This is a genomic window from Mesorhizobium yinganensis (assembly GCF_040081985.1).
GTDB lineage: Bacteria > Pseudomonadota > Alphaproteobacteria > Rhizobiales > Rhizobiaceae > Kumtagia > Kumtagia yinganensis.
On the sequence record NZ_JBEBMH010000003.1, the window covers coordinates 61761 to 82182 of the forward strand.

The 20422-nt window shown below is 63.5% G+C and carries 18 protein-coding genes; 10 read left to right on the forward strand and 8 right to left on the reverse strand.

Annotation, left to right across the window (positions count from 1 at the left end; all coding sequences use genetic code 11):
* Window positions 1–24: 24 nt before the first annotated feature.
* Both ABMA59_RS07485 and ABMA59_RS07490 read right to left on the reverse strand, forming a co-directional pair.
* A complete protein-coding gene (locus tag ABMA59_RS07485; RefSeq protein WP_349004712.1) occupies window positions 25–567 on the reverse strand; it encodes a hypothetical protein in 543 nt (180 codons plus the stop codon).
* Window positions 568–657: 90 nt separating this feature from the next.
* The gene (locus tag ABMA59_RS07490) at window positions 658–2748 is read right to left on the reverse strand and encodes a bifunctional rhamnulose-1-phosphate aldolase/short-chain dehydrogenase (RefSeq protein WP_349004713.1); all 2091 of its coding nucleotides are present in this window, start codon (window positions 2746–2748) and stop codon (window positions 658–660) included.
* Window positions 2749–2904: 156 nt separating this feature from the next.
* Here ABMA59_RS07490 and ABMA59_RS07495 point away from each other — a divergent pair, with 156 nt between their 5' ends.
* From ABMA59_RS07495 to ABMA59_RS07525, 7 genes are all read left to right on the forward strand, one after another.
* A complete protein-coding gene (locus ABMA59_RS07495; protein WP_349004714.1) occupies window positions 2905–3738 on the forward strand; it encodes a DeoR/GlpR family DNA-binding transcription regulator in 834 nt (277 codons plus the stop codon).
* A 71-nt stretch (window positions 3739–3809) separates the two neighbouring features.
* The gene (gene rhaS, locus ABMA59_RS07500; RefSeq protein ID WP_349004715.1) at window positions 3810–4826 is read left to right on the forward strand and encodes a rhamnose ABC transporter substrate-binding protein; all 1017 of its coding nucleotides are present in this window, start codon (window positions 3810–3812) and stop codon (window positions 4824–4826) included.
* 213 nt (window positions 4827–5039) lie between these two features.
* Entirely contained in the window at window positions 5040–6542 is a 1503-nt protein-coding gene (locus ABMA59_RS07505; protein WP_349004716.1) for a sugar ABC transporter ATP-binding protein, read from the forward strand.
* Complete coding sequence (locus tag ABMA59_RS07510) at window positions 6539–7531, forward strand: ABC transporter permease (RefSeq protein WP_349004717.1); 993 nt, start codon at window positions 6539–6541, stop codon at window positions 7529–7531. The genes ABMA59_RS07505 and ABMA59_RS07510 overlap by 4 nt, the downstream gene beginning before the upstream one ends.
* Before the next feature lie 5 nt (window positions 7532–7536).
* Window positions 7537–8574, forward strand: a complete 1038-nt coding sequence (locus ABMA59_RS07515; protein ID WP_349005210.1) for an ABC transporter permease — start codon at window positions 7537–7539, stop codon at window positions 8572–8574.
* Window positions 8575–8578: 4 nt separating this feature from the next.
* The gene (gene rhaM / locus ABMA59_RS07520) at window positions 8579–8893 is read left to right on the forward strand and encodes an L-rhamnose mutarotase (RefSeq protein WP_349004718.1); all 315 of its coding nucleotides are present in this window, start codon (window positions 8579–8581) and stop codon (window positions 8891–8893) included.
* A 5-nt stretch (window positions 8894–8898) separates the two neighbouring features.
* Window positions 8899–10266 carry an FGGY-family carbohydrate kinase gene (locus ABMA59_RS07525; protein ID WP_349004719.1) on the forward strand — a complete coding sequence of 456 codons (1368 nt, stop codon included), beginning with the start codon at window positions 8899–8901 and terminating at the stop codon, window positions 10264–10266.
* Between the two features lie 480 nt (window positions 10267–10746).
* Here ABMA59_RS07525 and hemE read toward each other — a convergent pair whose 3' ends face one another.
* Entirely contained in the window at window positions 10747–11784 is a 1038-nt protein-coding gene (gene hemE, locus ABMA59_RS07530) for a uroporphyrinogen decarboxylase (protein ID WP_349004720.1), read from the reverse strand.
* A 376-nt stretch (window positions 11785–12160) separates the two neighbouring features.
* Here hemE and ABMA59_RS07535 point away from each other — a divergent pair, with 376 nt between their 5' ends.
* The 3 genes from ABMA59_RS07535 (at window position 12161) to ABMA59_RS07545 (ending at window position 15224) form a co-directional block, all read left to right on the forward strand.
* Window positions 12161–12523, forward strand: a complete 363-nt coding sequence (locus ABMA59_RS07535) for a DUF805 domain-containing protein (protein ID WP_349004721.1) — start codon at window positions 12161–12163, stop codon at window positions 12521–12523.
* A 17-nt stretch (window positions 12524–12540) separates the two neighbouring features.
* The gene (locus tag ABMA59_RS07540) at window positions 12541–13254 is read left to right on the forward strand and encodes a hypothetical protein (RefSeq protein ID WP_349004722.1); all 714 of its coding nucleotides are present in this window, start codon (window positions 12541–12543) and stop codon (window positions 13252–13254) included.
* 557 nt (window positions 13255–13811) lie between these two features.
* On the forward strand, window positions 13812–15224 hold the full coding sequence (locus ABMA59_RS07545; protein WP_349004723.1) for a calcium-binding protein: 1413 nt from the start codon (window positions 13812–13814) through the stop codon (window positions 15222–15224).
* 188 nt (window positions 15225–15412) lie between these two features.
* Here ABMA59_RS07545 and ABMA59_RS07550 read toward each other — a convergent pair whose 3' ends face one another.
* The 5 genes from ABMA59_RS07550 to ABMA59_RS07570 all read right to left on the reverse strand — a co-directional run bounded on the left by ABMA59_RS07550 (window position 15413) and on the right by ABMA59_RS07570 (window position 20297).
* A complete protein-coding gene (locus tag ABMA59_RS07550) occupies window positions 15413–16363 on the reverse strand; it encodes an SMP-30/gluconolactonase/LRE family protein (protein WP_349004724.1) in 951 nt (316 codons plus the stop codon).
* Between the two features lie 104 nt (window positions 16364–16467).
* Window positions 16468–17604, reverse strand: coding sequence for an ABC transporter permease (locus ABMA59_RS07555; protein WP_349004725.1), 1137 nt, complete (start codon window positions 17602–17604; stop codon window positions 16468–16470).
* Window positions 17601–18527, reverse strand: coding sequence for an ABC transporter ATP-binding protein (locus tag ABMA59_RS07560; RefSeq protein WP_349004726.1), 927 nt, complete (start codon window positions 18525–18527; stop codon window positions 17601–17603). Before ABMA59_RS07560 ends, ABMA59_RS07555 begins: the two co-directional genes overlap by 4 nt.
* Window positions 18528–18672: 145 nt before the next feature.
* Complete coding sequence (locus tag ABMA59_RS07565; RefSeq protein WP_349004727.1) at window positions 18673–19623, reverse strand: HlyD family secretion protein; 951 nt, start codon at window positions 19621–19623, stop codon at window positions 18673–18675.
* Window positions 19620–20297 carry a CerR family C-terminal domain-containing protein gene (locus ABMA59_RS07570; RefSeq protein WP_349004728.1) on the reverse strand — a complete coding sequence of 226 codons (678 nt, stop codon included), beginning with the start codon at window positions 20295–20297 and terminating at the stop codon, window positions 19620–19622. Before ABMA59_RS07570 ends, ABMA59_RS07565 begins: the two co-directional genes overlap by 4 nt.
* Window positions 20298–20422: the final 125 nt, after the last annotated feature.

A 20422-nucleotide genomic window follows, 5' to 3' on the forward strand; every position in this document is an offset into this window, starting at 1 on the left:
TTTCATGTCCCTATTGTTTCCGGGCTAGCATTGCTGAATCCTGAACCAGTGCATGGCAAAGACGGCCATGTGGAATGCCAGGAAACCGCCGCTCACCACATAGAAAAGCCGGAAGATCGACGCGACTCGACTGTCTTCAGGCTCGAATGTCTCCTGCGGACCGAGCGGCGCGATATGCTGGCTTCCCGTAACCAGAAGATGAAGCCTCGGGACATTGTTCTTGCATTGTGTTGCGCGCCACCAGTTTCGGTAGGTGTGGTATTTGAATTCTCGAATCATCGCTATGGTCAGGCCGCAGATGACCGCGCCGGTCAGGCTGCCCGCATAGGCGATTGCAGGATCATGCAGGCAAAAAATCGAACCCTTGTCGCGAAAGAATGTGAAACCGAATACGTAGGACAGGATACCGCCGGCGAAGGTCAGCATCCAGCTCACCATCTTCGTAGTCTGCTCCTTAGCGTTGTCTCCGACCGTCTCGAAATGTTTCCAGAGCTCGACGAGTTGCTGCTCCTCCGGCCTGAAGGGGGCCTCAAGCAGATTTCTGTCACTGAATGTTACGCCGGTCATGGCTTCCTCCAGCTTCGATGCCGGCGGGCTGTGTCGCCGCCAGACACGGCATGAAGAATAGCACCCTTCTGTTTTTCGGTCGCGGCAAGTCTACCTCGTAAAACTCTGCGCGTTGCCCGCATCGACGTTCAGAATATTGCCGGTCGACTTGGCCGACAGGTCGGAGGCGAAAAACCAGACCGCCTCGGCGACATCCTCGGGGTACACGCCTAGCTTCAACATGGAGCGCTTGCGGTAGTGCTCTTCGAGCTCGTCCGGCTTCATGTTGTAGGCGGCGGCGCGCTGCTCGCGCCATTCGCCCTTCCAGATGTTGGAGCCGCGCAGCACCGCGTCCGGGTTGACCGTGTTGACACGGATGCCGGCGTCCGCGCCTTCCAGCGCCAGACAGCGGGCGAGATGGATTTCCGCGGCCTTTGCCGTGCAATAGGCGGAAGCGTTCGGCGAGGCGGCGAGCCCGTTCTTGGAGGCTATGAAGACGATGTTGCCGCCCGCCTTCTGCCGCTTCATCAGCCGGAACGCCTCGCGCGCCACCAGGAAATAGCCGGTGGCGAGGATGTCGATGTTGCGGGTCCACAGCGAAAGCTCCGTATCCTCGACCGGCGAGGCGGACGAAATGCCGGCGTTGGAGACAAGAATGTCGAGCCCGCCGAATTCCTTAGCCGCGAAAACAAAGGCCTCGGCGACTTCCGCCTCCTTCGTCACGTCCAGCTTCACGCCACTCACGACGTCCGCTGAATAGCGCTTGGCGAAGTCGGTTTCGGCAGTCTCCAGCGAGGCGGCGTCGATGTCGGCCAGCACCACGCAGGCGCCGTCGCTCATCAGACGATCAGCGATGGCCCGGCCGATGCCGCCCGCCCCGCCGGTGACCAGCGCGACGCGCCCGGCCAGCGGCTTCGGCTTCGGCAGGCGCTGCAGCTTTGCTTCCTCCAGCACCCAGTATTCGATATCGAAGGCCTCCTGCTCGGGCAGGCCCATATAACCGGAGACGGTCGAGGCACCACGCATGACGTTGATGGCGTTGACGTAGAATTCGCCGGAGATGCGGGCCGTCGCCTTGTCCTTGGCGAAGGTGATCATGCCAACGCCCGGCACGAGGTAGACGACCGCGTTGGGGTCGCGCATCGGCGGGCTTTCCGGCCGCTTGCAGCGCTCGTAATAGGCGGCATGGCCCAACCGGTAGGCCTCCAGCGAGGCCGGCAGGCCGGCGAGCGTCTTGTCGATGTCCGGGTTGGCCGGGTCGAAATCCACCACCAGCGGGCTGATCTTGGTGCGCAGGAAATGGTCGGGGCAACTCGTGCCGAGTGCGGCCAGTTTTTCCATGTCGCGTGCCGCAATGAACTCCAGCACCGCCGGCTGGTCGTCGAAATGCCCGACCTTGCGCTCCTTGGCGGAAATCATGCCGCGCAGCGCCGGCATGAGCTTTGCGGCGATAGCGCTGCGTTCCTCGGAAGGCAGCGTCTTGCGCACCTCGCCGCCGAAGGCAGCCTTGCCCTTGCCGTCCGCCTCGAAGAATTGCATCGCCTTGTTGATGATGCGAATGGTGACGTCATAGCATTCCTTGGCCGTGTCGCCCCAGGTGAACAGGCCGTGGCTTTCGAGAACCACACCGAGCGCCTTCGGGTTTTCCTTGCAGAATTTCTCCAGCCACAGGCCGAGTTCGAAACCCGGCCGCTTCCACGGCAGCCAGCCGATCTCGTCGCCGAAAATCCTCTGCGTCAGAGCCTTGCTGTCCCTCGCCGCGGCAATCGCGATCACGGCATCGGGATGCATGTGGTCGACATGTTTCCTAGGCACGAAGGCGTGCAGCGGCGTGTCGATCGAGGCGGCGCGGGGATTGAGGTTGAAGGTGCAGTGCGGCAGGTAGCCGACCATCTCGTCCTCATGCGCGAGGCCGCGATAAAGGCCCTTCAACGCCTCGAGCTTGTCCATGTAGAGGCTGGCGAGGCCGTCCATCTTCATGGTGCCGAGGTCGCCGCCCGAACCTTTCACCCACAAGACTTCGACCTGCCCGCCCGTCAGTGGGTCCTTCTCCATCGCCTTGGCGGAGGTGTTGCCGCCGCCATAGTTAGTGATGCGCTTGTCCGAGCCAAGCAGGTTGGAGCGATAGACGAGCAGTTCCGCCTCGCTCATGCCGGCGGCCTTGGCGTCGTCCCAGAGATCGGCAAGTCCTAACGTGGCCATGTTTCCGCCCTTTCGAGATTTTTGGCGGACGTTATGAGCCTAATCGCTCATGGTCAATCATGATTCGAGCAGAAATTGAGCGTTTGCATTGCACAATGGAATTGATGCGGCGCAATATGCTCACAGTTGTTGACGCTTTTGAGCGAACGTGCATTCATGATGATCGATTTCCTGTTGAGGTTGTCGATCGACATGCGCGAAACGGACCGGCGAGCGGCGATATTGGGAGCGATGGCCGGAAGGCCGGTCGTGCCCGTGCGCGAGCTCGTCGATCTCACCGGCGCTTCCAGCGCGACCCTGCGCCGGGATCTGGCAAGGATGGAAGAGGAAGGTCTGGTCCGGCGCGTGCATGGCGGCATCTCCGAGCCGGAGCAGAAACTGCCGGCGACGCTCGGCGCCCCGACCTTCAGCTCGCAGCGCGTCAAGAACGCCGACAGGAAGAGCGCCATCGCAGCGCTCGCCTGCGGTCTGGTAGAAGACGGCGAGTCGATCATCATCAATGCCGGCACGACGACCTTCGCCATGGTCGATTTTCTGCGCGACCGCCGGCTTAACATCCTGACCAACTCCTTCCCGATCGCCGAGGCGCTGATCCGCGGCAGTGAGAACCGCATCACCCTGCCCGGCGGCGAAGTCTATCGCGAGCAAGGCATCATCCTGTCGCCCTTCGAGGACGACACGATCCAGAATCTGCATGCCACGACGATGTTCATGAGCGCCGCCGCGATCACTCCGCTCGGCGTGGTCGAGGCCGACCCGCTGGTGGCGCGCGCCGAGGCAAAACTGCTTAGCCGCGCGGAGCGGTTGATCGTGCTCGCCGATTCGACCAAGTTCGACCCGAGGGGAAGCTTGGTCGTGTGCCCGCTGTCGCGCGTCTCGGTGCTGGTGACCGATGACGGGATCAGCGAGGCGGCGCTGGCTATGATGGAGAATGCCGGGCTCGATGTAAGGATTGCGCCCGTTGCCAAGGAGATCGCTTCCGCCGCATGATCGGCGGACGGTCGGGCCGGCATGAGCCGGTCCGAGGATTTTGAACCGGGAATGGCAGGGAGGAATTTGCCATGAAGACTACACGTCGTACCGTACTGCAGCTTGCCGGCGCCGCCGGTGCTGCGCTGGCCATGCCGGCGATCATCACGAAACGGGCGTTCGCCGCCGACAAGCGCATCGCCATGATCGTGAAGAACCTCGGCAACAGCTATTTCGACGCCTGCGCCAACGGTGCCAAGGAAGCGGCCAAGGAACTCGGCGGCATCGAGATCATCTACACCGCCTCGGCCAAGCCGACGGCGGAAGAGCAGATCGCCGTGATCGACGCGCAGATCGCCCAGAAGGTCGACGGCATCATCGTCTCGGCGAACGACGCCGACGCGCTGGTTCCGGTCGGCAAGAAGGCGATGGAACGCGGCATCAAGGTGATGAGTTTCGACTCGGCCATCGCGCCGGCCGGCCGCATCGTCCATCTCTCGGCGTCGTCCACCCCGCTCATCGGCGCCAAGCAGGTGCAGATGATCGCCAAGACGCTGGGCGGCAAGGGCGAGGTCGCCATCCTGTCGGCCGCTTCCACCATGACCAACCAGAATTCCTGGATCGAGGCCATGAAGGAAGAGTGGAAGAAGCCGGAATACAAGGACATGCCGCTGGTCGCGACCGTCTACGGCGACGACCAGGACGACAAGAGCTACCGCGAGATGCAGGGCCTGGTGAAGGCCTATCCGAACCTCAAGGGCGTGATCTCGCCGACCACCATCGGCATCCGCTCGGGCGCCAAGGCGATCGTCGACGGCGGCCTGACCGGAAAGGTGTTCATCACCGGCCTCGGCCTGCCTTCCGAAATGAAGGACTATGTGCTGAAGGGCGCCTGCGACACCTTCGCGATCTGGAACCCGGTGGAATACGGCTACTCCTCGACCATGATCATGGCCGACATCCTGGCCGGCAAGCCCACCGCCGAGGGCGACAAGCTCTCCATGGGCAAGAAGGGCGAGACCACCGTCGGCAAGGACGGCGAATGCGTCATGGGCGAGCCCTTCGAGTTCAACAAGAGCAACGTCGAGGAATTCGCCAAGATCTTCTGATCTGGGCCTACGCCCACCTTCTCCCCTTGTGGGAGAAGGTGTCGCCCTCGGACTTGCGGAGCAAGACCGAGACAAGGCGACGGATGAGGGGTGTTGGAAGAAACGAGACGTTGCGCTCCGTCCAGCACCCCTCATCCGACCTCGCTTCGCTCGGCCACCTTCTCCCACAAGGGGAGAAGGTACCGGGCCCGTCAGTTTCGAAATCGCGAAATAATGTCCCAACCCATCCTCACCCTTTCCGGCGTCTCGAAAAGCTTTCCCGGCGTCAGGGCGCTGAGTGACATCAGCCTGTCGCTCAGGGCCGGGCGCGTTACCGCGCTGATCGGCGAGAACGGCGCCGGCAAGTCGACCATCGTCAAAGTCCTGACCGGCATCTATCGGCCGGACGCAGGCGAAATCCGCGTTGGCGGCGACCAGAAGCATTTTTCCTCGCCACGCGACGCGTGGGCCGCCGGCATCGCCGCCATCCATCAGGAAACGGTGATGTTCGACGAACTCTCCGTCGCCGAGAACATTTTTACGGGCCACATGCCCACGGGGTCCTCGCGATTCGTGGACTGGTCCGAGATGCGCAACAAATCCACCGCGTTGCTCAAGCGCATCGACGCGCCCATCCCGCCCGAATTCAAGCTGAAGCGGCTGTCGGTCGCGCAAAAGCACCTGGTCGAGATCGCCCGCGCCCTGTCGCATGAGGCGCGCGTCGTCATCATGGACGAGCCGACGGCGGCACTCTCGGCCAACGAGATCGACGACCTTTTCCGCATTGTCGAGCAGTTGAAGGCGGAAGGCCGCGCCATCGTCTTCATCAGCCACAAGTTCGATGAGATTTTTCGCATCGCCGACGATTTCGTCTGCCTGCGCGATGGCGAGAAGGTTGGCGAAGGTCCGATCTCCTCCGTCACCGAGGCGCAGCTTGTGCGCATGATGGTCGGTCGTCCGGTCGACCAGGTTTTTCCCAAGCGCGACGTGCCGATAGGCGATGTCGTGCTGTCTGTGAAGGGCCTGTCGAACGCCACCGAATACGCCGACGTCTCCTTCGACCTGCGCAAGGGCGAGATTCTCGGCCTTTACGGGCTGGTCGGAGCGGGACGAACCGAGGCCATGCAGGGCCTGTTCGGCATTACGCCAGTGACGCGCGGAACGATTTCGCTGGACGGCAAACAGCTTTCGATAAATTCCCCGTCGGATGCCATCGCCGCCGGCATCTCCTACGTGCCGGAGGACCGGCAGGACCAGGGCGCGATCCTCTCCCTCGGCATCCGCGAGAATGTGACGCTGGCGAACCTGTCGAAATATGTGCGCGGCCTGTTCCTGTCGCGTTCCGCCGAGCAGGAGGCGACGCGCTCGCTCGGGCGGCGGCTGGCGGTTAAAGCGGCTAGCTGGGAGCAGCGGCTCGGCGAACTTTCCGGCGGCAACCAGCAGAAGGTGGTGATCGCCAAATGGCTGGCGACGCGGCCGAAAGTGATCGTGCTCGACGAACCGACCAAGGGCATCGATGTCGGCTCCAAGGCGGCGGTGCATGATTTCATTGGCGAACTGGCGCAGGACGGGCTCGCCGTCGTCCTGATCAGCTCCGAACTGCCGGAAGTCATGGGCCTGGCGGACCGCGTCATCGTCATGAAGGAAGGCCGCATGGTCGACGAGTTCAAGCGCGGCGCCTGGAGCGCCGAACAGATCGTCGGCGCGGCCACCGGCGCCGCCAAGGAGGCCGCGTGAAAGGCATCTTCAACTATCGCGAGCTTGCGCTCGCTCTGATCCTGATCGTCGGCGTTGCCGCGATCGGCGCCTATCAGCCGGTGTTCCTGGCCTGGGAGAACATCAGCGACCTGCTCACCGAAACCTCCGTGCTGTTCATGATGGCGCTGGCGCAGATGGTGGTCATCCTGACGCGCGGCATCGATTTGTCGGTGGCCGCAAACCTCGCGCTGTCGGGCATGATCGCCGCGCTGGTCAGCCAGTATTATCCCGACACGCCGCTGCTTCTGATGATCCTGGCTGGCGTGATCACCGGGCTGGTGCTCGGCCTGATCAATGGCGGGCTGATCGCCTTTCTCGGCATCCCGCCGATCGTCGTGACGCTGGGCACGCTCGCCGTCTATCGCGGCATGATCATCATTATCGCCAAAGGCGACCAGGTGAACGCCTCGGAAATGGGTGTGGAATTCCAAGCATTCCCGAAGGACATGTTCCTCGGCCTGACCAGTCCGGTGTGGATTGCAATTGCCGTGTCGATCCTATTCTGGGTTTTTCTCAACAACACCCGCGCCGGCCGCGGCCTCTATGCCGTCGGCGGCAATCCGGTCGCGGCGCGTTATTGCGGCATCGACCAGCGCAAGCAGGAACTGCTCGCCTACGCCATTTCGGGCGCGGTCGCCGGGCTGTGCGGCTATCTCTGGGTCGCCCGCTACGGCGTTGCCTATTCGGAGATCGCCAACGGCTATGAGCTGACCGTTATCGCCGCCTGCGTCATCGGCGGCGTGTCGATCGGCGGCGGCGTCGGTTCGGTCGCCGGCACGCTGCTTGGCGCGCTGTTTCTAGGTATCGTCATGACGGCCCTGCCGGTCCTGCAGATCTCGCCGTTCTGGCAGATGGCTATCTCCGGGGCGGTCATCCTCGCCGCCGTGGTCATCAATGCGCGGGCGGAAAAACGGCCTGAAAAGCTCATCCTGCCGGAAGCGCGGCGTATCGGACGGGTGCGGGCATGAACGCGATGCCTCCCTCCGAGAGCCGCTACACGGTTCTGGACGCCGCGCCGCGCCGGGCGCGCGACGTGCTGCTGCGCTGGGAAGTGATCCTGGTGATCCTCCTGGTGCTGACCATTGTGGTCAACACCATCGTCTCGCCTTATTTCCTCGACGTCTTCAACCTCGCCGACGCCACCTTCAATTTCTCCGAGAAGGCGATCATTGCGCTGGCCATGGCGCTGCTGATCCTGGTGCGGCAGATCGACCTGTCGGTGGCGGCGATCGTGGCGCTCGCCGCGATGGGCATAGGCTACGCCGCAGAGGCCGGGTTCGGGCCCACCGGACTGTTCGCGGTGGGTATCGGCATCGGTATTTTGTGCGGCGTTTTCAATGGCTTCCTCGTCACCTACGCCGGCCTGCCGTCGATCGTCGTGACCATCGGCACCATGTCGCTGTTCCGCGGCATCACCCAGGTGATTTTGGGCGACCAGGCCAAGACCAAATATCCGCCAGAATTCCTCGAGCTCGGCCAGAGCTATTTCATCAAGATGAAGGAGACCGGCATCCCCTGGCTGTTCATTCCGCCGATCCCATTGTCTTTCCTCGTCTTTCTGGTTCTGACGGTTGTCTTCGGCATCGTGCTGCACAAGACCGCGACCGGCCGCAAACTCTTCGCCATCGGCTCCAACCCGGTCGCCGCGCGGTTCTCCGGCATTCCGGTCGAGCGACTGACCTTTTTGCTGTTCGTTGTCTCTGGACTGCTCTCCGGACTGGCGGCGGCGCTGCTCACAGCGCGGCTGGGCTCCATGCGCTCCAACATCGCCATCGGCTGGGAACTCGACATCGTCACCATGGTCATCCTCGGCGGCGTGTCGATCGCAGGCGGTGTCGGTTCTATCCTTGGTGTGTTCCTGGCGGTGCTCACGCTAGGACTTGTGACTTTCGGCATGTCTCTTAACAACATCCCGGGTCAGGTGGTCAGCGTCTATATCGGTCTGCTGCTGATCGCGGTGATCGCCATCCCGCGCATCGCCGACAAGCTCGGACTGAGAACAAGCAGGTAATCTGATGGAGAAATTTGCCTTCCGGATGCGGCTGAAACCCGGCATGACCGCCGAGTACAAACGCCGCCATGACGAGATTTGGCCGGAGCTCGTCGACCTGCTGAAAGAAGCAGGAATTTCCGACTATTCCATTCATTTCGATGCCGAAACGAACCAGCTTTTCGGGGTGCTTTGGCGCCGCGACGACCACACGATGGACGATCTGCCAAAGCATCCGGTGATGCGGCGCTGGTGGGATTTCATGTCCGACATCATGGAGTACAACGCCGCTGGTGAACCCGTCGCGGTGCCGCTCGAGACCGTTTTCCATATGGAGTGAGCGGCTTGCCGAAGGTCCGCACAGTCGCCGTCATCGATGTAGGCAAGAGCAACGCCAAGGTAGCGCTGGTCGACCTTTCCACGCTTGAGGAAACGGTCGTTGCGCGCACGGCGAATTCCGTCGTCAATTCAGACCTTTACCCTCATTTTGACATCGACCGCCTTTGGACGTTCATGGTTGACGGACTGGCGGAACTCGGCCGCCGCGCAACGCCGGATGCGATCGTCGTGACTGCCCATGGCGGGTCCGGAGTGCTGCTTTCGGCAGACGGAAATCTGGCCCTGCCGATGCTGGACTACGAACATTCCGGACCCGAAACGACCGCCGCGGACTATGAGCTTCTACGACCTTCCTTCGAGGAAACGGGCTCGCCGAGGCTGCCTGGCGGGCTCAATCTCGGCGCGCAGTTATTCTGGCAGTCGCAGGCGTTTCCCCAAGCCTTTCAAAGGGTTGAAACGATCTTGATGTATCCGCAATACTGGGCTTTCCGGCTCTGCGGAGTAGCGGCAGACGAAGCGACGTCGCTGGGGGCGCATACCGATCTCTGGGATCCGCACAAGCGCGACTTTTCCAGCATGGTCGACCGGCTGGGTTGGCGGCAAAAGATGGCGCCGATGTGCAAGGCGAGCGACCGACTCGGCCGCTTACTGCCTGAAATCGCAGAGAAAACCGGCCTTGCCGCGGACACGCCGGTCTATTGCGGCATCCATGATTCCAATGCTTCGCTCTACCCCCATCTGCTGGCGCGAAAGGCGCCGTTCACGGTGGTCTCGACCGGCACCTGGGTGATCGTCATGTCGGTCGGCGGCGAGCGGCAAGTGCTTGATCCCAAACGCGATACGCTGATCAATGTCAACGCCTTTTGCGATCCGGTGCCATCGTCGCGGTTCATGGGCGGACGGGAATTTTCGCTGTTGATCGGCGACCACGGAGCCGAGCCGAGCAAGGCGGAAATCGAGACGGTGTTGAAGACTCCGGTGCTCCTGACACCGTCCGTCGATCAGGGGTCCGGGCCATTCCAGCATCGCGCATCGGAATGGCTGCCGGCCGAGCCTTCCAGTCCGGGGGAGCGGTTCGCGGCGGTTTCGTTCTATCTGGCGATGATGACGGCCACCTGCTTGGACCTGATCGGCTCACAAGGAGATACGATCGTCGAGGGACCGTTCGGCCAGAATGCCTGCTTTATCAGGATGTTGGCGACCGCAAGCGGGCGGCGCGTGGTGGTCTCGAAAGGCAGCACCGGCACCAGCATCGGCGCGGCGCTGCTCTGCGCCGGCGCGGACTTCAAACCGGAAGGGGGACCGGAAACAGCAGTCGTTCCGGAGCCGGAATGGTTGACCTACGCCGCACGCTGGCGGCAGGCGCTGGCATAGCGGCGCTTTCGGTTCAACGGCGCGGCAAGTTCGGAATCTCGTTCCGGCGCAAAGGCTTGGCCCGAATGTCAGGAGTGCCGGGGGCTTTTGCGCTGACGCGAGGCCCTTTTCCGTGACGCTGCCCTGCTTTTGGCGCCAAATGTCGCGACAGACTGCCGTGTTGACGTAACACAATCTTCGCCGGCACGATTGCAGGAAGACCGACGAAAATTATCTCCGGCCATGCATGCTATTTTCGGCGCCTGCGCAAATTGTATTCGGGGACCGTCGAGATATTAGCCTGCCGAACAGGCCAGCCGCCTACCCTTGCCACAGGTTATCGCTTGAAGGAATTACTCCACCCCTAACCCGTCCCCACAAGGGGGAGGGGGACTGGGCTTGCATCTCCGCCAGACGCCGATCGTCGCCGGCTTCGCTCGGCATAACGGCCGCAAAGTCCCCTCCCCCTTGTGGGGAGGGATTAGGGGTGGGGTAATTCCTTCAAGCGATTGCGCTGCCTCGCCTCACCCGCCGGACCATCCGCTCGACATTCTCGATGGGGCACTCCGGGGTGATGCCATGGCCGAGATTGAAGACCAGCGGGCCGCCTCCCAGCGTTTCGAGGATAGCGTCGACGCCTTCGTCCAGAGCGCGGCCGCCGGCGACCAGACGCAGCGGATCGAGGTTCCCTTGCACGGCACCATCGGCCTGCAGGGCGCGGGCTTGGGAAAGCGGCACAGACCAGTCGAGGCCGAGCGCGGTGACGCCGGTGCTTTTTCGATAGCCGGCGTACAAACTGCCGGCGCCGCGCGGAAAACCGATGATCGGCGTGGCCGGATGTTTTTCGCGCACCCGCCTCGCGATCTCGGCGACCGGTTTTACGCACCAGGCTTCGAAAGAGGCTTCGTCGAGCACGCCCGCCCAGGAATCGAAGATCTGCACGGCGTCGGCGCCGGCGTCGATCTGGCGGATGAGATAGTCGGCGGAGACTTTGGCCAGCTTCGAAAGCAATGCGGCCAGAGCCTCGGGCTCGCGAAATCCGAACAGCCGCGACGGCGCCTGGTCGGGCGTGCCGCGCCCGGCGATCATGTAGGTGGCGACGGTCCACGGCGCGCCGCAGAAACCGATGAGAGCGGTCTCCTCCGGCAGTTCGGCGCGCAGGCGGCGGACAGTTTCGTAAACCGGCGCCAGATGGGCGTGGAAGTTGCCGGCTTCGTCCAGTCGCCCGATTTCGGAAACCTCGATCGGCGTCAGGCGCGGGCCCTCGCCTTCGACAAAGCGCAGGTCGCGTCCGAGCGCATGCGGAACGACGAGGATGTCGGAAAACAGGATGGCCGCGTCGAAACCGAAGCGGCGGATCGGCTGCAGCGTCACTTCGACGGCGAAATCCGGATCGTAGCAGAGGTCGAGGAAGGAGCCAGCCTTTTCACGCATCGCGCGGTATTCGGGGAGGTAGCGGCCGGCCTGCCGCATCATCCACAGCGGCGGCGGGAACACGCTCTCGCCGCCCAGCACTTTCAGCAGTTTCTTGTCCTGCACTCGATATCTCCCGGTTCGCCGGGAGCTATGTCACGGGGGCCGGCACGGGGCAATGCGGCAGGGTGAACGCATATGTCGCCCAGGGAGGAAGAGAACTCCATGCCGGAGAGATTTTCCGAGGCACGGATCGCCTTCGTTATGCGGGCCGGGGACAGAACGGTGGTCAGCGATAGCATTCATATCGCGGACAACGACGGCATGGCTTCCTGCCGACACACCGGATTCGCCGAACGATGAAAGGGCTGCACCCGCGCCAAACATGAAGCACGGCGGTAAGCACTTGTTTTCACGACGCTATCGTCGCAGCGGCGTTTCGCGCCTTCCGGTTCGGCACCGGAGATGGTAGGCGTGGCCCGCCAGATTGGGAGACCATCGCTTGCAGGGCCAACCGACATTGCCGTGGCTGTTCTTCAGCTTCTCCGGAAGGCTCGGCCGCAAGCCCTACGCGCTTGCCGGCCTGTTCTGCTATTTGGCGCGAAGCTATCCGCTCTACCGGATCATCGTGGCGCCCAACGAGGAGACCGCGAATTTTTGGGGCGGGATTTTCATCCTCGTCGCCTTCTGTTCCTTCTTCGCGCTGGTCCCGCTGGCGGCCAAGCGCCTGCAGGATTTCGGCAAGCCGACGGCGCTTGCGTTCCTGTGCATCCTGCTCGACATTCTGATGTTTCTGCCGTTGTGCTTCATCCAGGGCGATCCAGGCCCGAACCGCTACGGCGCGGCAACCAACCAGCCCAAATAGGACTGCGGGAGCGGACCATGGCATACCGTTCGCTCGATCCTCACCTGATTATCGAAACGGCGGAGCGGCTGGAAACACGCATCGCCGACCGTTTTCCGGATGCCGGCCTGCGCAAGGTCGGCAAGGAACTCGTCTCGCTGGCACGCGACATTCGCGACGCGGCGGCGGCGCTGGAAAAGCCGATCTGGTGGCTGCGTATCCTGGTGGGCGTGGTGATCGGGCTCGGCGCCTGCATGTTCCTGTTCGTCGGCACCATCCTGCCCTTCGACCGGTTTTCCAGCGGCGGCGACGTGGTCGAATCGGTGCAAGGCATCGAGGCGTCGCTGAACACGGTGATCCTGGCCGGCCTCGGCCTGCTGGCGCTGGTGCGCGCCGAAGTGACGATCAAGCGGCACCGCGTGTTCCGGCAGTTGCACGGGCTGCGCTCGCTGATCCACGTCATCGACATGCACCAATTGACCAAGGACCCGGCGGCGCTGTCGTCGACATTTACGCCGACGCCGCATTCGCCGAAACGCACGATGAGCCGAGGCGACCTGCTGCGCTACCTAGACTATTGCTCCGAGATGCTGTCGATCACCGGCAAGCTGGCGGCGCTGTTCGCCCAGTCCGTCAACGACGAGGTGGTTATCGACGCGGTCAACGATGTCGAAAACCTCGGCTCCAACCTGTCGCGAAAAATCTGGCAGAAGATCACCATGCTCAATGCGGAGGGCAGGACTGCGGGCTGAGCCCGGCTGGGAAGTGTCGAGCAGCATTGAAGCCGGCCGTTCTTGCAGCCGGCTGCCTTGAGCAACAGATGTCGCTCCAAATGCTACTTTATATGCCGGTGACGATACTTGTGTCGTCCTTTTTCATGAAACTGTCTTTGTCGACAGATATACCTGATTTCAACGCAATTGGTTCTGCCAGGCTCTCTTCAAGCGGGCCGTCGCGAAGAACCGGCTTTCGTTTGGAATCTTGCCTGAGCCGATGCGTGCCTCGCGTCGATATTCGTTTCATAACAATGTCTTGAAAGATTGCGATCATCGCCCCCCACGGCCATGGATGGGTGGTCGGGGAGCCGATCGGTGTGTGCCGCCGGTCGGCATAGACGGTGGATACCGACCTGAAGCTTTCGACCGACGGCGGCGACACCAGCCCGTTACAAGACCAGTCCAGGTTGCTCCCCGAAACCCGGCGCAAGCATTTTTCAACGCCGGGTCAATTCTGTGTCATCTATTCACCCAAAATCATCAATCTATCGACAGTTCATCTGTCGAAATCTTCTGACGGGATAGAAGAACCAATGACCGACTTCACTCTCACCAACAAAGCCAACAATTTCACCGGCGGCGCCGGCACCGACACGTTCAGCGGGCTGGGCGGCGGCAACGACGTGCTCGACGGCGCCGGTGGCGCCGATACCTTCAGCATCGACAGCAACCAGACCGGCTCGATCAACGGCGGAAGCGGAACCGACACGGTCATCGCGACCGACAACCAGTTCGACGAGGCGCTGGTGTTCTCCAACGTCGAGGTGCTCAAGACCACGACCTCGAACCTCTATTCGACGGTCGCGCAACTGAACCAGTTCGCCACGATCCAGCCCGGGGGCGCAGATTTCTACTCGTTCCTTCAGGGCACGGGTGGCGCCATCGACTACTCGACGCGCGTCGCGTCGCCGGCCCTGCTGCATGTCGAGGCGGCGCTGTGCGATTCGGCCGTGCAGATCACAGGCACCAGCCGCGCCGACTTCCTGCTGGGGTCGAATTTCAACGACACGATCAACGGCGGCGCCGACAACGACACGCTCTATGGATTGTCGGGCAACGACACGCTGAACGGCGGAGCCGGGGCCGACGCCATGGACGGCTCCACCGGCAACGACACCTATTATGTCGACAATGCCGGCGACACCATCGCCGAATTCATCGGCAAGGGCGTGCTCGACAAGGTGGCGACCACTGTCAGCTACACGCTGGCGGCCGGCGTCGAGGTCGAGCAGATGCAGACGACCAGCGCGTCCGGAACCAAGGCGATCAACCTCTCCGGCAACGAGTTCGCCCAGAAAATCTACGGCAATGACGGCGACAACGACATTTTTGGCGGCAACGGCGACGACACCATGATCGGCAATGGCGGCGCCGACGATTTCAACGGCGGCGCCGGCAGCGACACCGCCTCCTATGCGGGCGCGGCCGCGGGCGTGATCGCCAGCCTGACCAACGCCGCCATCAACAGCGGCGACGCGAAGGGCGACACCTACCTGTCGGTCGAAAACCTGATCGGCACCGGCTTCGACGACGCGCTGAACGGTCAGCAGAACGCCAACGACATCAATGGCGGGGCGGGCAACGACACCATCAAGGGGTATGCCGGCTTCGACACGCTGACCGGCGGGCTGGGCAAGGACAACTTCGTCTTCAACAGCGCGCTCGCCACGGCCGCCATCGACGACATCACCGACTTCAACGTCGCCGACGACACGATCCAGCTCGACGATCTGTTCTTCACCCAGATCGGCACGCCGGGCGTGCTCGCGGCAGGCGCCTTCCACAGCGGCGCGGCCGCGCATGACGCCGACGACCGCATGATCTACTACGCCAATACCGGGCAGTTGTTCTATGACGCCGACGGCGATGGCGGCGGCGCGGCGATCCAGATCGCCTCGCTCAGCGCCGGCCTGTCGCTGACCAACGCCGACTTCCTTATCATCTGATATCGAAGGCTGCGTTTCGACCGGCCGTGCCGCTCCCTGTCCGCCCGCCGGTATCCAGCCGACGGACGGGCCAGGGGTGGCGCGGCTGACCCTTCTCGTTTGCGCGGGAGCGAACCGTGGCGGGGCGGGATCGTCGATCCTCCTTGCCGAGTTGCCGGCAAGGCGACGTGCCTTTCTTCACACGAGGCTTACCGCCCGTCTCCGTAGGACAGCCGCAGACCGGGATCGGGCCAGTCCATGGCGATCAGCCGGCCGAAGCCGGAGAGCGTGATGTAGGCGGTCTTCATGTCGGGGCCGCCGAAGCAGATGTTGGTGGTGAGCGGGTCGCCGGTCATGATTTGGCGCCGCAACTGGCCGGACGGGCTGATCACGCTGATGCAGCCGCTGGCGAGCGTAGCGACACAGATATTGCCATGCGCGTCGAGGGCGAGGCTGTCGAGACGCTGGTAGCCGCCAAGTCCGATGACGATGCGCCCGCCATGCGGCGACGGATAGGGGAAGCGCTTTGCCTTGCCCCGCTCCTCCAGGTCGAAGGCCCAGAGGCGGCCGGTCTCGGTCTCGGCGACGTAGACGGTGTTTCCGTCCGGCGACAGGCCGACGCCGTTCGGCGTGATCAGCGGATAGGCGACCTCGACGATCGAGGAGCCGTCGGCCTTGGCGTAATAGAGCCCGCCATTCATCCGGTAGCGCGGATAGAATTTCCCGTAGTCGGTGAAATAGAAGCCGCCATGGCTGTCGAAGACGATGTCATTCGGCCCGACCAGACGGTGGTCGCCGCAGCGGTCGTAGAGCACCTGGCTTTTTCCAGTCGTCGGGTCGAGCTTTTCGATCCAGCCGCCCGCGTAGCCTTCGGGCGTGCCCGGCCTGACGCGGTTGATGCCGTCCTGCCGGACGAACAGGAAGCCGCCATTGTTGCAGACATAGAGCGAGCCGTCGGGGCCGGCGGCCAACCCGTTCGGGCCGCCGCCGAGATCGGCGACGATTTCAACAGTGCCGCCGGGCCGGCAGCGGCTGACCGTCTTGCGCTCGATTTCGACGAGGTAGACGGAACCGTCGGCGCAGGCGACCGGCCCTTCCGGAAAGAGCAGGTTTTCCGCGATGATCTTTTGGGCTTCACCCGAGGCTGCGCCTGCGGTCATGGTGTTCCCCCCGGTCGCGCTTTTAGCGTTTCGATTATCTTGCCCTACGCCATGCCGCAGGGAAAGCCTCGCAATTCACACCCACAGATCGGAGCGTCGCCGCTTCAATCGAGCGTGCGCCGGAATCGCAGCAGCGCCATGCCGGCGAAGACGACCACGAACACCGAGAGTGCCGCAACTTCGCCCGAAATCGCCGGCCAGTCGGCGCCCTTCAGCATCACCGCGCGGGTGACGCGCAGGAAATGCGTCAGGGGCAGGATCTCGCCCAGTGTCTGCGCCCATTGCGGCATGCCGCGATAGGGGAACATGAAGCCCGACAGCAGGATCGACGGCAGGAAGAAGAAGAAGGTGAGCTGCAGCGCCTGCATCTGCGTGCGCGCCACAGTCGAGATGGTGTAGCCGAGCAGCACCAGCGCCATGACGAAGACGAAGATGGCGCCGGTCAGCAGCCAGATCGAGCCGATGAAGGGCACCGAGAACAGGAGTTTCGCGGCGGCGAGCACGACCACCACCTGCACCGCGCCGACGCAGAGATAGGGCAGCACCTTGCCCAGCATGATCTCGACGGGAGAAGCCGGCATGGCGAGCAAATTTTCCATGGTGCCGCGCTCGGTCTCGCGGGTCAGCGCGATCGACGTCATCATCACCAGCGTCATTTGCAGGATGACGCCGAGCAGGCCGGGCACGATGTTGTATTGTGATATCCCTTCGGGGTTGTAGCGGCGATGGACGACCACCTCCAGCCGCCGGGAAGCGTTCTCGGCGTCGACCGCGTCCATGCCCTGCTCGCGCAGAAGCGCCTGGCTGGCGACGGTGCCAAGTGTGGAGATGGCGTTGCCGGCGGCGGACGGATCGGTGGCGTCGGCCTCGATCAGGATCTGCGGGTGGTCGCCGCGATCGACGCGGCGGCGGAAATCGGACGGGATGGTGACGACGAAGGAGACGTCGCCCTTGGCCATCAGTTCCTCCGCCTCGGCTGCGCTGGCGGCCACGGTGACGAAGCGGTAGTAGCCGGTGGTCTCCAGCGCCGACACCATGGCGCGCGTATACTGATCCTGGCTGGTGGCGACGAGCGCGGCCGGCAGCGTCTTCGGATCGCTGTTGATGGCGTAGCCGAACAGCACGAGCTGGATGAGCGGCACGCCGAGCATCATGGCGAAGGTGATGCGGTCGCGCCGCATCTGGATGAATTCCTTGGCGAGCAGCGCGCCGAGACGCGCGAAGGAGAACAGCGTGTTCATTTCATGTTGTCCTGAGAGCCGGACATGAATTTGATGAAGACGTCTTCGAGGCTGGTCTCGCCGGGGCTGACGGTGACGTTTTCGCGCTTGGAGAGCGGGGCCAGCGACTGTTCCAAGAGTTTCGCGTCGGAGCCGACGACATGCAGCGTCGTGCCGAAGGGCGCGATCTGCTCGACGCCGGGTTTTCCTTCAAGCTCGGCGGCGACCTCGTTGAGCCGCTCGCCATCGATCACAAATGTCGTCAACGCGGCATTGCCGACGACCTCGGCGACGGTGCCGGAGGCCAGCATCTTGCCATAGGCGATGTAGCTGATGCGGTGGCAGCGCTCGGCCTCGTCCATGTAGTGGGTGGAGACCAGCACGGTGAGGCCACCGCGCGCCAGGCGATGAATCTCGTCCCAGAATTCGCGCCGCGCCTTGGGGTCGACGCCGGCGGTGGGTTCGTCGAGCAAAAGCAGTTTCGGCTTGTGCATGATGCAGGCGGCGAGCGCCAGCCGCTGCTCCCAACCGCCGGACAACGTGCCGGCCAGTTGATCGCGCCGCGATGTGAGGCCGAGTTCCTCCAGCGTGCGGTCGACATGCTCCGCAACCGGTTTCAGCCGGTAGAGACGGGCGACGAACTGCAGGTTTTCGGCGATCGTCAGGTCCTCGTAGAACGAGAATTTCTGGGTCATGTAGCCGACTTCGTTCTTGATCCGCAGCGCCTCGGTGCGGAGGTTGTAACCCAGTACCTCGCCATCGCCCTCGTCGGGCGTCAGCAGGCCGCACATGATGCGGATGGTGGTCGTCTTGCCGGAACCGTTGGGACCGAGGAAGCCGACGATCTCGCCTTCGGCGACGTCCATGGAGACATGGTCGACGACGGTTTTCGTGCCGAAACGCTTGACCAGGTTGCGAACGGAAATGGCGAGGGGGCTGGGCATGGTGGTTGCCGGTTTCACAGGGGTTTGAGCAGCAGGCAGTGGGCAATAGGCAGTAGGCAGTAGGAAGAGAGCCGGGCGCTCTTGCATCTGCTGGAGGCTAAGTGGATTGCAGGCCGTTCGATCCCTACTGCCGACTGCCTATTCCCTACTGCCCTCCTCTCACATCCACATCGACGATCTGCCCCGGCTCGAGCTTGCCCGCGTCGCCGTCGGGTCGGGCTTCGACGAGGTAGACCAGCTTCTGGCGGGTCTCGAGCGAATAGATCACCGGCGGGGTGAACTCCGGGTCGGGCGAGACGTAGCTGACCTTGGCGGTCAGGCCGTCAGGGCAGCCGTCGCAGCGCACCGAAAGTTCCGAGCCGACCTTGACCGACGAGAACGACGCCTCCGGCACATAGACCTTCAGCTTCACGGCGCCGTCGGGCAGCATGGAGATCACCGGCGCCGCCGGGCCGCCGACATCGCCGGGATTGCGGATGATATCGTCGACGCGGCCGGCGGCTGGCGCCTTGATGTCGCGTTTGCTCAGCCGCCAATTTGCCTGGTCGAGCGCGGCGCGCGCCTGCTTGACCTGGTGTTCGGCCGCCTTGATCTCTTCGGCACGGGCCGGCAGGCCGCCGACCGCCAGATTGGCCTTGGCCTGGCCGACGGCGGCGTCGGCGGTCTGCACGGCCGTCGTCGCCCGGTCATGTTCCGCCTTGGTGGCGATGGCCTTTTCAACGAGGTCGCTGGTGCGGTCGAGCACCCGCTTGGCTTCCGCCGCCTGCGCCTCCGCCGAGACCACGGCTGCCTCCAGCACCGCGATCTCCTCCGGCCGCTTGCCGATGCGCAGGTTGGCGAGTTGCGCCTCGGCCTGCGCAAGTGCGGCCTCGGCCTGTGCGACGGCGATCTTGGCGTCGCCGCTTTCCAGCGTGGCAATCGTCTTGCCGGGCTCGACGCGGTCGCCGCGCCGGACCAGCACGGTCTCGACCTCGGCCACCTCGATCGGGGCCAGGAGCACGAACTCGCCCTCGACATAGCCGACCGCGAGCGGCGGTGGACCGCCGCAGGAGGCGAGCATTGAGGCGACGAGCGGGATCGAACAGAAGAAGCTCATGACGGGCCGCCTTTCCGGGCCGCGAGAATTGCATCGAGATTGCTTTTCGCCACGTCGACGACCGAGGCCGCCTCTTTGGCGCCGATGTCGCTCCAGCCCATACGGCGCATCACAGGCTCGCGGGCAATGCGAAAATAGATGACCTGGCCGATCAGGGTGAATACCGTGAGCTTGGTGCGGTCGCTTTCGGCGGGCTCGCCGGTCGCCACTTCCCATATCCGGCAGAGGCGCTTGTGCGTCGGCTCGAACACCCCCGAATAGATGCGGTCAAGTGCCGCGGTGGGGTGGGCGAGTTCGCGCAGCATGAACTGCACGATCTCGCCGGCTTCCGGTCGTGCCACGATAAACCCCACCATGCGCTCGACCGCCGCCGAGAGTTGCCGCCGCGCGGCCTCGCGGTCCATGCCGGCGTCCAGCGACTGGTCGATATGCCCGAGCACCGGGCCGGCGATCGCCTGGATGGTCGAGACGATGTGATCGGCCGCGGCCATGCGCAGTCCGTCCTTGCCGCCGAAATGATAGGCGATGGAGCCGATATTGGCGTTGGCCGCGGCGGCCACCTCGCGTGTCGAGGTGCCATCGAAGCCTTGGCGGCCGAACAGGCGCAAGGCGGCGAGCACCAAAGCCTCGCGGGTCTGGTCGGCGGCGGAAAGAGATGTCGGCTTCTTGTCCATAAGCACTATTTAATCAATCGAATGATTAAAGTCAAGCGCTTTCGCTTGCCGGCCCGTGCGGGCTGGCTTACAGACTTCGCCCGAGCGGGTGCGGCGGAAGGACAATGGACGCGTTGGCGACCACG

What these genes read in the sequence shown, in the direction of transcription:
- ABMA59_RS07555 (WP_349004725.1), bottom strand. Translation starts at nt 17,604, where the DNA reads ATGAACACGCTGTTCTCCTTCGCGCGTCTCGGCGCGCTGCTCGCCAAG.
- ABMA59_RS07570 (WP_349004728.1), bottom strand. Translation starts at nt 20,297, where the DNA reads ATGGACAAGAAGCCGACATCTCTTTCCGCCGCCGACCAGACCCGCGAG.
- ABMA59_RS07485 (WP_349004712.1), bottom strand. Translation starts at nt 567, where the DNA reads ATGACCGGCGTAACATTCAGTGACAGAAATCTGCTTGAGGCCCCCTTC.
- ABMA59_RS07550 (WP_349004724.1), bottom strand. Translation starts at nt 16,363, where the DNA reads ATGACCGCAGGCGCAGCCTCGGGTGAAGCCCAAAAGATCATCGCGGAA.
- rhaM (WP_349004718.1), top strand. Translation starts at nt 8,579, where the DNA reads ATGGAGAAATTTGCCTTCCGGATGCGGCTGAAACCCGGCATGACCGCC.
- rhaS (WP_349004715.1), top strand. Translation starts at nt 3,810, where the DNA reads ATGAAGACTACACGTCGTACCGTACTGCAGCTTGCCGGCGCCGCCGGT.
- ABMA59_RS07505 (WP_349004716.1), top strand. Translation starts at nt 5,040, where the DNA reads ATGTCCCAACCCATCCTCACCCTTTCCGGCGTCTCGAAAAGCTTTCCC.
- ABMA59_RS07540 (WP_349004722.1), top strand. Translation starts at nt 12,541, where the DNA reads ATGGCATACCGTTCGCTCGATCCTCACCTGATTATCGAAACGGCGGAG.
- ABMA59_RS07495 (WP_349004714.1), top strand. Translation starts at nt 2,905, where the DNA reads ATGATGATCGATTTCCTGTTGAGGTTGTCGATCGACATGCGCGAAACG.
- ABMA59_RS07515 (WP_349005210.1), top strand. Translation starts at nt 7,537, where the DNA reads ATGCCTCCCTCCGAGAGCCGCTACACGGTTCTGGACGCCGCGCCGCGC.
- ABMA59_RS07545 (WP_349004723.1), top strand. Translation starts at nt 13,812, where the DNA reads ATGACCGACTTCACTCTCACCAACAAAGCCAACAATTTCACCGGCGGC.
- ABMA59_RS07560 (WP_349004726.1), bottom strand. Translation starts at nt 18,527, where the DNA reads ATGCCCAGCCCCCTCGCCATTTCCGTTCGCAACCTGGTCAAGCGTTTC.
- ABMA59_RS07565 (WP_349004727.1), bottom strand. Translation starts at nt 19,623, where the DNA reads ATGAGCTTCTTCTGTTCGATCCCGCTCGTCGCCTCAATGCTCGCCTCC.
- ABMA59_RS07490 (WP_349004713.1), bottom strand. Translation starts at nt 2,748, where the DNA reads ATGGCCACGTTAGGACTTGCCGATCTCTGGGACGACGCCAAGGCCGCC.